This window comes from Rhizobium sp. 25PS6 (assembly GCF_032464655.1).
GTDB classification, from domain to species: Bacteria; Pseudomonadota; Alphaproteobacteria; order Rhizobiales; family Rhizobiaceae; genus Rhizobium; species Rhizobium laguerreae.
Map to the genome: position 1 here is coordinate 138,766 of NZ_JAWDIV010000019.1, position 10,961 is coordinate 149,726.

Annotated in this window: 9 protein-coding genes; all 9 read right to left on the minus strand. The window is 61.1% G+C overall.

Translation table 11 applies throughout. The features are described from left to right. Positions 1–107: 107 nt before the first annotated feature. The 9 genes from RWK44_RS25695 to RWK44_RS25735 all read right to left on the minus strand — a co-directional run bounded on the left by RWK44_RS25695 (position 108) and on the right by RWK44_RS25735 (position 10,680). Positions 108–3,218 carry an efflux RND transporter permease subunit gene (locus tag RWK44_RS25695; RefSeq protein ID WP_316029578.1) on the minus strand — a complete coding sequence of 1,037 codons (3,111 nt, stop codon included), beginning with the start codon at positions 3,216–3,218 and terminating at the stop codon, positions 108–110. A gap of 48 nt (positions 3,219–3,266) precedes the next feature. Further along, positions 3,267–4,472 carry an efflux RND transporter periplasmic adaptor subunit gene (locus tag RWK44_RS25700; protein WP_131665465.1) on the minus strand — a complete coding sequence of 402 codons (1,206 nt, stop codon included), beginning with the start codon at positions 4,470–4,472 and terminating at the stop codon, positions 3,267–3,269. A gap of 168 nt (positions 4,473–4,640) precedes the next feature. Next, on the minus strand, positions 4,641–5,243 hold the full coding sequence (locus RWK44_RS25705; protein ID WP_020051475.1) for a TetR family transcriptional regulator: 603 nt from the start codon (positions 5,241–5,243) through the stop codon (positions 4,641–4,643). 211 nt (positions 5,244–5,454) lie between these two features. Continuing rightward, entirely contained in the window at positions 5,455–6,399 is a 945-nt protein-coding gene (locus RWK44_RS25710) for a phosphoribosylaminoimidazolesuccinocarboxamide synthase (RefSeq protein WP_020051474.1), read from the minus strand. An 84-nt stretch (positions 6,400–6,483) separates the two neighbouring features. Continuing rightward, positions 6,484–8,226, minus strand: a complete 1,743-nt coding sequence (locus RWK44_RS25715) for an SLC13 family permease (RefSeq protein WP_168284657.1) — start codon at positions 8,224–8,226, stop codon at positions 6,484–6,486. Between the two features lie 91 nt (positions 8,227–8,317). Further along, positions 8,318–9,016 carry a phosphoribosyltransferase gene (locus RWK44_RS25720; protein ID WP_131665558.1) on the minus strand — a complete coding sequence of 233 codons (699 nt, stop codon included), beginning with the start codon at positions 9,014–9,016 and terminating at the stop codon, positions 8,318–8,320. 14 nt (positions 9,017–9,030) lie between these two features. Beyond that, complete coding sequence (locus RWK44_RS25725) at positions 9,031–9,837, minus strand: pseudouridine synthase (protein WP_316029579.1); 807 nt, start codon at positions 9,835–9,837, stop codon at positions 9,031–9,033. A gap of 158 nt (positions 9,838–9,995) precedes the next feature. Beyond that, positions 9,996–10,202 (minus strand): hypothetical protein, encoded by a 207-nt coding sequence (locus tag RWK44_RS25730; protein WP_011653303.1) that lies wholly within the window; start codon positions 10,200–10,202, stop codon positions 9,996–9,998. 139 nt (positions 10,203–10,341) lie between these two features. Then, the gene (locus RWK44_RS25735) at positions 10,342–10,680 is read right to left on the minus strand and encodes a hypothetical protein (RefSeq protein WP_020051470.1); all 339 of its coding nucleotides are present in this window, start codon (positions 10,678–10,680) and stop codon (positions 10,342–10,344) included. Positions 10,681–10,961 lie beyond the last annotated feature (281 nt).

Below are 10,961 nucleotides of genomic sequence, written 5' to 3' on the forward strand. Positions count from 1 at the left end.
GCTTCATGCTTCACTATCGCCGCCGCGCCTCGTCATACCAAAAAAACACACCGAAGCAGTCGGGCGCAATGTAGCAACGGGAACTGCATTATCACAGTGCATTTATATCACAGCCCTGCCGCATTTTTGCCGCGTGTGGCAAAGATGCGTCGAATGACGACGAAAAACGACGGCACGAAGAAAATTCCAAGCATTGTGGCCGCCAGCATGCCGCCGAGAACGCCGATACCGATGGCATTCTGCGCCGCCGAGCCCGCGCCTGTCGCGATCGCCAGCGGGACGACGCCGAGGATAAAGGCAAGCGATGTCATGATGATCGGCCGCAGCCGCAATCTTGCGGCTTCCAATGTCGCCTCGTAGAGCCCCATGCCGCTTTCCATACGATCCTTGGCGAATTCGACGATCAGGATGGCGTTTTTGGCCGCCAACCCTATGGTTGTGAGCAAGCCGACCTTGAAATAGACGTCGTTCGCCTGGCCGAAGAGGGTTGCCGCCGTCAGCGCGCCGAGAATACCGACAGGCACTGCCATGATCACCGAGAAGGGGATCGACCAGCTTTCATAAAGCGCTGCCAGGCAGAGGAAGACAACGAGAACCGAGATCGCGTAAAGCATTGGCGCCTGCGAACCGGACAGCCGCTCCTGATAGGAGATGCCCTGCCAGGCGACCGTATAGCCGCCGCCGAGCTCATTGGTCAGTGCTTCCATTTCGTTCATCGCATCGCCGGAGGAAACCCCGGGTGCGGAAGCGCCGTCGAGCGGAATGGCGCTGACGGCGTTGAAGCGGGCAAGCGAGGGCGCGCCCTTCACCCACTCCGTCCGGGTAAAGGCGGAGAAGGGCACCATTTCGCCGTCATTGTTGCGGGCGTACCAGTGGTTGAGATCGCTCGGCTGCATGCGGAATGGCGCATCGCCCTCGACGTAGACCGGCTTGATCTCGCCGTTCAGCGTGAAGTCGTTGACGTCGCGGCCGGTGAAGATGATCGACAGCATCGAATTGACCGAGGTAATGTCGACGCCCATAGCGCCGATCTTTTCCTGATCGAGCACGATGCGCATCTGCGGCTCGACTTCCTTGTTGCTGCTGCGCAGCGCCACGATCTGGCCCGAGCTATTGCCCATCTGTATCAGCCGCTTGGAGGCGGCCGTCAGGGCGTCGTTGCCGTGGCCACCGGTGTCGACGAGATACATGGAGAAGCCGCTCGACACGCCGAGACCCTGGATCGCCGGCGGCAGCAGCGCGAAGACCTGCGCCTCGCGGATCGCAAAGAAATTGCCAAGCGCCCGGTTGACGACCGACTGGGCGCTCAGCGCTGGATCGGTGCGCAGCGAGAAATCCTTGAGCTTGGTGAAGACGATAGCGCTGTTCTGGCCGGAACCGCTGAAACCGAAGCCGAGCGCGCCGAACACGGAATCGACGGCCTCCTTCTCGTTTTCACGATAGTATTTCTCGACCTTCTCGACGACTGCCTGGGTCTGCTGCGTGGTCGAGCCCGGCGGTGTGGTGACAATGGTCAGCAGTACGCCCTGATCCTCCTGCGGCAGGAAGGAGCTCGGCAGGCGCGTGAAGAGATAGGCGCAGCCGGCGCCAACCAGAAGGAAGACCAGCATGACGCGGATCGGCCGCTTCAGCAGATAGCCGATGGCGCTGATATAGCCGTTGGTCGAGCGCGTGAAGTTGCGGTTGAACCAGTCGCCGACGCGGTGCTTCCTGTGTTCGCCGACCGGCTTCAGCATCGTGGCGCAAAGTGCGGGCGTCAGTACGAGGGCGACGAGCGCCGACAGCAGCATGGCCGAGACGATGGTGATCGAGAACTGGCGATAGATGATGCCGGTCGAACCGCCGAAGAAGGCCATCGGAATGAAGACGGCGGTGAGGACGAGCGCGATGCCCACAATGGCGCCGGTGATCTCGCCCATCGATTTTTCCGTCGCTTCGAGCGGCGAAAGCTTTTCTTCGGACATGATGCGTTCGACGTTTTCGACGACGACGATGGCGTCGTCGACGAGAAGACCGATCGCCAGCACCATGGCGAACATCGTCAAGGTATTGATCGAATAGCCGGTGGCCGCCAGCACACCGAAGGTGCCGAGCAGCACCACGGGAACGGCAATCGTCGGAATCAGCGTCGCACGGAGATTCTGCAGGAAGACGAGCAGCACCACGAAGACGAGCACGATCGCCTCAATCAGCGTGTGCACCACCTTCTCGATCGATAGTTCCACGAAGGGCGTGGTGTCGTAGGGGTAGGTGATCTCGACACCTGCCGGCAGACCGCGGCCGATAACCTCGAGCGCGGAGCGCACGCGGGCGGCGGTATCGATGGCGTTGGCGCCGATTGCAAGGTTAACGGCGAAACCGGTCGAGGGCTGGCCGTTGTACCGCGAACTGCCGCCGTAGCTTTCCTGACCGATCTCGATGCGCGAGACGTCGCTCAAGCGCACCGTCGCGCCGTCCTTTTCGACCTTCAGGATGATGTGCTCGAAATCGGCGACGGTGGTCAGCTGGCTCTGGGCGGTGATGGTGACGTTGAGCTGCTGACCGGGGATCGTCGGCTGGGCACCGAGCGAACCGACGGAAACCTGGGTGTTCTGCGCCTGGATGGCAGATGTCACGTCGCTCGGTGTCAACTGGTATTTCAAGAGCTTGAACGGATCGAGCCAGACGCGCATAGCGTATCCCGAACCGAAGACATTGATGCTGCCGACGCCTTCCAGGCGCTGAATCTGATCCTCGATCGAGGTCGACATGATATTGCCGAGGTCGACAGAATTGCGCTTGCCGTCGGTGGAGACGAGCGAGCCGACGAGAAGGATGCTCGAGGTCGAGCGGGTGACGCTGATACCGGCATCGATGACATCGCTTGGGAGCTGCGACTGAACCAGCTGCAGCTTGTTCTGCACCTGCACCTGGGCGATATCGGGGTCGGCGCTCGTCCCGAAGGTGAGCTGGATGCTGGCCGAACCCGTCGATGAGGTCGAGGTCATGTAGGTGAGGTCGTCGAGGCCGGTCATGCCGTCCTCGATGATCGTCGTCACCGATTTCTCGACAGTCTCGGCGCTGGCGCCGCGATAGGTGGCGTTGATGCGAACCGTCGTCGGGGCGATGTCGGGATATTGCGAGATCGACAGCGTGAAAATCGCCAGCAGGCCGGCGAGCATGATGGTGATCGCAATGACCCAGGCGAAAATCGGACGTCGGATGAAAAACTTAGCCATCGGTTGTTCCTGTGCGGCTGAGACGGTGACGATGCGGGCCTGCGGCGATTATTTCGCTGCGGGCTTCTGCGCGTCACCGGCCGCGGGCTGCTCGGCAGGCACGACCACGCCGGTGTCGTTGATCTTCATCGGGACCGGCTTCACCGGCATGCCTGAGGTGATCGATTGCAGGCCGCTGACGATCAGTTGATCGCCGTCCTTGATGCCTTCGGTCACGAGCCAAAAATTGTTGGAGGGCGAGCTGTTCTCGAAGGCGCGGGTTTCGACCTTGCCGTCGGCTGAAACGAACTGTGCCGTCAGCCGGCCGTTGGCGTCACGGCTCGTCGCCAGCTGCGGCAGCGCATAACCGGCCTCGGCGCCGAGCTCGACGGTTGCGCGGACATACATGCCGGGCAGCACGATACGGTCTGGATTGGGAAAGAGCACGCGGATGATGAAGGTGCCGGTCGTCTCGCTGACCACCTGCTTCGACATGTCGAGCTTGCCCTGCTGATTGTATTCCTTGCCGTTTTCGAGGATCAGATGGAAGACGACATTGGCTTCGCCCTTGATGTCGCCGGCGGCCATCGCATCACGCAGCTTCAAGAGGTTGGTGCTCGATTCCGTCAGCGAGATGTAGATCGGATCGAGCTGGCGGATCGTCGTCAGCGCCGCCGTCTGGTTGGCAGAGACGACGTTGCCGACATTAACGGCCGTCTGGTCGATGATGCCATCGAAAGGGGCGACGATCTTGGTGTGGTCGAGGTCGATCTGTGCAGCGGAAAGCGCGGCCTTCGCCGACTCGACTTCGGCCTTGGCCTGGAGCAGCGTCGTCTTGGCCGTTTCGAATTCGATCTGGGTGGCGCCGCTGCCGACGAGGCGCTGGTAGCGGTCGAGATTGCTTTCAGCGCTCGGCACGCTGGCCTCAGCCTTGGAGATCGCTGCCTTGGCCTGCTCGACGGCAGCGATATAGGGCGCATCCTCGATCTGGTATAGAAGGTCGCCCTTCTTGATCTCACCGCCGTCCTTAAAGGCGACCTCGCGGATCAGGCCGCTAACCTGCGGCCGGATATCGGCGGTCTGAAATGTCTCGGCGCGGCCGGGCAGGATCGTGGTGATCGGGAAGCTGCCCTTCGTCAGCGTGATGACGCCGACGGGGGCAGCCTGCTGCGCCGCGCCTGCATTGCCGGCGGGCTTGGAGCCACTGTCGCTGCAGGCGGCGAGAAGGGCTGCGAATGCCAGGGCCGAGGAGATGAGGAGGGCACGCCGTATCATGCTGAATTCCTGTGCGGTGGCAATCGCCGTTCAATCCACGAGCTCGGGCGTGCGGGCTCGGCTTGATCGAGCGCAGGCTGATATAAGCGTCAGGATTGGGTTGGCTTCAAATGCCGTTATCCGAATTAAGAAAAGCTTTACGAAGTGACGTAATTCAGCAATCATCACTTAGCAAGCGCTATTTTGCAGTGCGGCATCGACGAAACACACGATTTTTTCGGCGCGGTGCACAAGGGTCTCCTTGTCGTCGCGAGCGATCAGGACAGGGTGCAGCACGCAGGCCAGGACATCTGCAACGGTACGCGCCGCGCTCTCGGGATCGCGGCAATGATAACTTCCCTCCGCCACGCCCTCGCGGATGATCTCGCCGAGCTTTGCCTCGATGCGAGCGCGATAACGATTGCCGGCCTCGAGTTTGGCTTCGATCGTCGAAAGCACCATTTCGAAGATATAAGGGTTCTTCTGGATGTCCTGCAGGTGGCTTTCCAGCAGGCGCAGGATGAAGCGGAGCAGTTGTTCCTTCGGCGGCAGCTTCTCATCGAAGGCGGCGAAGCGCTCGGCGGCATCGTCGAGATGGCGTCCGGCGATCGCATCGACCAGCGCGACCTTGGAACGGAAATGCTTGAAGACATTGGCGGGCGACATGTGGAGCGCACCGGCGATATCGGCGATCGACACCGCGACAAAGCCGCGCTCGCGAAACAGCATCTCCGCCATGGAAAGAATGTCTTCCCGCGTTTCCTCGGCCTTGCGTCTTGGCCTTCTTACCATCTGTTCCCCGCCGGGCTGAGCCCGATACCCCTTTTTTTCGATGCTAGCGCATAACCCCGAAAATCGGAATCGATTTTCGGAAAGGATTATGCGCCAATTCAAAGTGATAGAGCGTCCTTAGCGCGTCCTGTTGGACGCGCGGCGCTCTAACGCGATTGGAAGGAATGCCGCAAGCTGATGATCGGGCAGGCGGCTTTCGCTTGTCGCCTTTTCAAGGAAAATAGGGAGCGAGGTTGTTTCGGACACGGGCAAGCGGGGTCTCGCCGCTATCATCGGGAACGAAGCGCTCGCCGGTGATCGCTTCGTAGGCTTTGATGTAGACGGCTGAGGTCTGCTCGATCAGTTCGGCTGGGATTTCCGGGATCTCGTCCTTATAGGGGTCGCAGCGCTCCGCCACCCAGGCGCGGACGAAATCCTTGTCGAAACTTTCCGGGCGTTTTCCGGCGGCAAAGCTTGCCGGATAACTTTCGGCCAGCCAGTAGCGACTGCTGTCCGGCGTGTGGATCTCGTCGGCGAGGATAATGTTTCCGTCACCATCGGTGCCGAACTCGTATTTGGTATCGACCAGGATCAGCCCGTTTTTCGCCGCCATCTCCTGGCCACGGGCAAAGAGGGCGAGCGCATATGTCGACAGCGTCTGCCATTGCTCTTTCGTCAGAAGGCCACGCGTGACGATTTCGGTGGGTGTCAGCGGCTCATCGTGGCCGCCGTCGAATTCCTTGCTGGTCGGCGTGATGACGGGTTCCGGCAGGATCTGATTGTCGCGCATGCCATCGGGCAGACGCATGCCGTACATCTCGCGTTCGCCCTTCTTATAAAGCGTCAGGATCGAGGTGCCGGTGGTGCCAGCGAGATAACCGCGCACGACGATCTCGACCGGCAGGATGTCGAGCCGCTTGCCGATGACGACATTCGGATCGGGATAGTCGAGAACGTGGTTCGGGCAGATGTCCTTCGTCGCCTCGAACCAGTAGCGCGCCGTCTGCGTCAGTACCTCGCCCTTGTAGGGGATGCAGGTGAGGATGCGGTCGAAAGCGCTCAGCCGGTCGGTGCTGATAATAATGCGGCGTCCGTCCGGAAGATCGTAATTCTCGCGCACCTTGCCGCGATAATAGTTCGGCAATTCCGGGAAATGGGCTTCGGAAAGAATTCGCACGGCGCTCGACTGTCCTTAATTATTGGGTGAAGACTTCCTGCTCTAGTTTCATTGCTGGGGAAGTCAAGCCGATCGAGTATCGCATCACAGCCAGAACAGACCGGTAAGAAGCAGGGCGAGACCATAACTTGCGACGGCAAGCGGCCAGCCGGCGCGCATGAAGTCACGGAAGCGGTAGCCGCCGATGCCCATTGCCAGCGTGTTGTTGTGATGGCCGAAGGGCGTCAGGAAATCGAGCGACGCTCCGGCGGCCACCGCGATCAGATAGGCGTCCGGCGCATGCCTGCCGGCTCTTGCAAATTCCAGTGCGATCGGGGTCAGGACGATTGCGACCGTCGCGTTGTTGACAAAAGGCGTCAATGCCATGGCGAGGAAGAGGATGAGGGCGATGCCGAAGAGCGGGTGGGTGATCGGCACGACGAGGCTGAGCCAGCCGGCAATGGTTTCGGCCGCTCCGGTGCTTGCCACCGCCTGGCCGATCGGGATCATCGCCGCGAGCATGATGATGATCGGCCAATTGAGATCGGCCATCGCATGACGGATATTGAGGTGATTGAGCAGAGCGAGCACGAGCACGACGCCGGCAAAAGCGACGTCGGGACGCAGGCCGGCCGCCGAGGCGGCGACGCCGCAGGCAAAGAGCGCGAAGGGCCGCCAGGATAGGAGCGCCGGTTCGCTCGGTGTTGTCGAGGCGAGCGGCAGGCACTCGCTTTCCTCCAACGCTTCGCCGATTGCAATGCGCGGTCCCTCCAGCGTCAATATATCGCCGATCGACAATTGCAGGTCGAGGAAGCGGCCTTCGATGCGTGGCGCGCGCATGGAAAGGGCGGTGACAGCAACGCCGCGAGAATGGAAGACTTCAAGCGAGCGAACGCGCGAACCGACCAGCGTGCTTTCCGGCATGACCACGGCTTCGATACGGGTGAAATCCGGCTGCAGACCAAGCGCGTGGGCGTCGGCCATCAGCGCCCGTGTGGCGGCAAGATCGGCAAAGGTCGCATCGGCGCCTTCGACAAGCAGCACGTCGCCGGGTTCGATCACCAACTGGTCGAGCGGACCGAACGCAAAGTTGTCGTCACGGATCAGCGCGTACGGCTTGATGGCGAACCGTGCCGGGCAATCGGAAAGCCGCACGCCGATCAGCGGTGAGACGTCAGGGATGCGACGCTCGACGACGATGCGCCGCGTCGCCGGGGAGATCGTTGCGGGTGTTTCGTCCGGTTCCGGAAACAGGTGCTGCACGTGATAGGCGATGAGCAGAATGCCGGCGATGGCCACCGGCAGGCCGACATAGGCGAAATCGAAGAAGTGAAAGCCGGTTCCGGTCGCCTTGGCGAGTGCATCGCTGACGAGCAGGTTGGCCGGCGTGCCGATCAGCGAAACGAGGCCGCCGAGCAGGGCCGCGAACGAGACCGGCATCACGAGCTGGCGGCGGGGGATCGTCAGGACCGTGCCCAAGCGTAGCGCGACCGGCAAGGTGATCGCAAAGGCGCCGATATTGTTCATAAAGATGGACATCAAGCCGGCGAGCGCGGAAGTGCCTGATATGACCTTGAAGCCCGAAGGTCTTGCAGCCGCGAAACGGGCGGCGAGACTGTCGAAGAGCCTGGCGCGCGCCAGCACCTGAACGATCAGCAGGATCTCGACGACAGTGATGACGACGGGACTGGCGAAACCCGTGAAGATCTGCTCGGCGGGATAAAGGCCGAGCGCATGGCCGCCAAGCAGGCCGGCGATCGAGACTACCTCGATGCGGATGCGATCGCACGAGAAGAGAATGAGCATCGCCAGCAGAAGGATCAGCAGGGATGCTTGCTCGAACGACATGGGCGGGTCCCTTGTTTCATCGATCAGGCGGGACTGTAATCGTTCCTCATACGCTGTACAGAGGCGCCTTCAGCCAAAGATTGAACAATCCTCATATCGCGCGCCAGGCTGGTGGTGCTTGCCACCGGCCTCTGGCGTTCCGCTCCAGAATGGGGGTTGCGAAGACGCCGACGGTTCGCGCGCTCCATTGCGGCCCGGTGGCTGCGAGGCTTTCGCGCCAGCGCTCCGATTGCAGCATGGCGGCACCGATGACGACGGGTTCGATGCCGCAGCCTGTCAGCAGATGAAGACCCGCGACGATCGAGGCGCCGCTGGAAATGACGTCATCGATGAGTGCGACGCGTCGTCCCTGCAGCAGCGGCAGCATGCGCGGATCGATATAGAGACGTTTCTGCTGTGTCGGCGTGGTGATCGAAGACAGGGCGACGGAGAGCTCGTCGCGATACCAGAATTTGCGCGAGGTGCCGAGCGGAATGTATCGGCTATGGCCGAGCTTCTGCGCCACGGCAGCGGCCAGCGTCAGGCCGAGCGTCGGCAGGCCGGCGACGACGTCAATGCGCATGGGCCTGATCTTTTCGGCGAGGCTTTCGGCGAGCGCATCAAGCACGGCGAAGCTCGCCTGGTTGACGATCAGCGAGGCGAGGGCGTGATCGCCATCCGCCAGCTCGCGGATCGGCAGGCGAAGCTGACGGCCATCTTCGAGCACGGCGACATAGAAGGAGGTAAATTCCCCATCGCCGGCAAAGGTGCCGGGCGGGTGAAGCTCCTGCCAGAAATCGTGCGGCGCCATCTCCGTCACAGCAGTCAATTGCGTCTCGTCCTTTCCATGCCGGTTTTCCGGCGCAGTGCCTGCAATTCCGGTTCGCTCAGCGCACGCACGGCGCCTTTCGGCAGTTCGCCGAGTTCGAGCCCGCCGATTGCGACGCGCACGAGGCGCAGGCATTCGGTTCCGAGCGCCTCCAGCATGCGGCGGATCTGGCGGTTGCGGCCCTCGTCGAGCTCGACCTCGATCCATGAATTCCTGTCGCCCTGGCGCAGGCGCCGCGCGGCGGTTGCCGTCAGCAGCTCGCCGTCGTGGCGGATGCCCGATGTCATGGCGGCAATGTCCTCGTCGTCCATGATGCGATCGATCTGGACATGATAGGTCTTCGTCACATGCGTGACCGGATCGAGCAGGACCTGGGCGAATTCGGTGTCATTGGTGAAAAGCAGCAGGCCCTCGCTTGCCTTGTCGAGCCGGCCGACCGGAGAGAGATGCGGGATGTCGAAATCCCTGAGGCAATCATAGACCGTCGGCCGGCCTTCGGGATCGTGGCGGGTGGTGACAAGACCGCGAGGCTTGTTGAGCATCAGATAGATTTTCGCTTCGGCCGCGATGACGAGGCCGTCGATGCTGATGCTTGCCGTGGCAAGATCGACCCATGCGGAGGTATCGTTGACGATACGACCGTCAACCGCAACACGATTTTCGGCGATCAGGCGTTCGGCCTGCGTGCGGGAGCAATAACCGAGCTTGGAAAGGGCACGGGGAAGGGTAACCCTTTTGGCCGCGGCGTTATCGGCGGGCTTTGTCCGTTCACGCGTCTTGTGCGGTGGGCGCCGCTCCCTCATCTGTCATCCTTATCCTGCTTTTGATGCCGTTTTCTTGGCATGAACGACAGAAGGATGCCAGCAGCGTGAATAAAAAACGAGGGGAACAACAGGCGCTGCAAAAAGCGCTCAGCGCTTTGGACAAAGCGCCGTCGCGGCTTTGTTAGGGTGGCGCTGCCTCAGCGGCAGGCCATGAAGCCGGCCAGTTCCTTGCGGCTGACGACGATGCCGGCGGCGGCCTTGACCGGGTCCGGATGTGTATAGGACAGACTAGGCATTTCCGGCAGATCGAGTGCCTGGCGCATATTCATGATGCCGACCGCATAGCGGCCATCGGCGCTGTCGACACTGACTTCGATAATGCAGTTGGCCCTCTTGTTTTCCATGGTAGTCCTCCCTTCGTTTTTTATGTTCCCATAGCTGGCATTAAAAATTGGTTTTTCTAAGACATAAGCATTTACGCACCCTGCCGAAAAACGGATCGGCGGGTGCGCAAAAAGCTGGTTTATGAGTGATATGGCGTGTTCAGCGCCACCAATGGCGAGGCTGCGGCTGCGGACTGCCGGAAAGCAGGTATCCGGCAAGGAAGCCAATGGCGCCTGCAAGCACCAGGGCAGTGGTCGTTGCGGTCGGATGCTCGCGGGCGGCGTCGGCGGCAGCCACACCTTCGGCCCGGATCTGGGCGACGGCGTTCTTTGCCCGGGGCAGGGCTTCGTCATAAGCCTTGCCGGCGCGGCCGCGCACTTCGTAATAGGCTTCGGCGCCTTGAGCGGAAATCATCTTCTGCAGGCGCGAGACTTCCTGCTGGAGTGCGGCGATGTCCTTGCTGACAGATGCTCTGATATCATCGGTATTGGCAGCCATGTTGGTCTCCTTCCTTCAATGGGAAAGACAACACCCAACTCGGTGATAGGTTCCGAAATCTCAGCCGCTGATTTGTGACGGAAATTTAAAGCTTGCCGGTCGGAGGCGCTTTAATCCTCCGTTAACCATAATTTCGCGCAAGATCCTGTTTTCTCGCTATATTTCGGTCGTTGAGAACGGCGTTGCGATGGATTTTTGACCAGCCGGTAAAGGAATTTTCGGCAATCCGTCCCGAAGGGGCGCCCTGTGGATAATAGCGACCGACAAAAATGCAAGCCGAA

What these genes read in the sequence shown, in the direction of transcription:
- RWK44_RS25720 (WP_131665558.1), bottom strand. Translation starts at nt 9,016, where the DNA reads ATGGCGCCGCACGATTTCTGGCAGGAGCTTCACCCGCCCGGCACCTTT.
- RWK44_RS25725 (WP_316029579.1), bottom strand. Translation starts at nt 9,837, where the DNA reads ATGAGGGAGCGGCGCCCACCGCACAAGACGCGTGAACGGACAAAGCCC.
- RWK44_RS25715 (WP_168284657.1), bottom strand. Translation starts at nt 8,226, where the DNA reads ATGTCGTTCGAGCAAGCATCCCTGCTGATCCTTCTGCTGGCGATGCTC.
- RWK44_RS25730 (WP_011653303.1), bottom strand. Translation starts at nt 10,202, where the DNA reads ATGGAAAACAAGAGGGCCAACTGCATTATCGAAGTCAGTGTCGACAGC.
- RWK44_RS25735 (WP_020051470.1), bottom strand. Translation starts at nt 10,680, where the DNA reads ATGGCTGCCAATACCGATGATATCAGAGCATCTGTCAGCAAGGACATC.
- RWK44_RS25700 (WP_131665465.1), bottom strand. Translation starts at nt 4,472, where the DNA reads ATGATACGGCGTGCCCTCCTCATCTCCTCGGCCCTGGCATTCGCAGCC.
- RWK44_RS25705 (WP_020051475.1), bottom strand. Translation starts at nt 5,243, where the DNA reads ATGGTAAGAAGGCCAAGACGCAAGGCCGAGGAAACGCGGGAAGACATT.
- RWK44_RS25695 (WP_316029578.1), bottom strand. Translation starts at nt 3,218, where the DNA reads ATGGCTAAGTTTTTCATCCGACGTCCGATTTTCGCCTGGGTCATTGCG.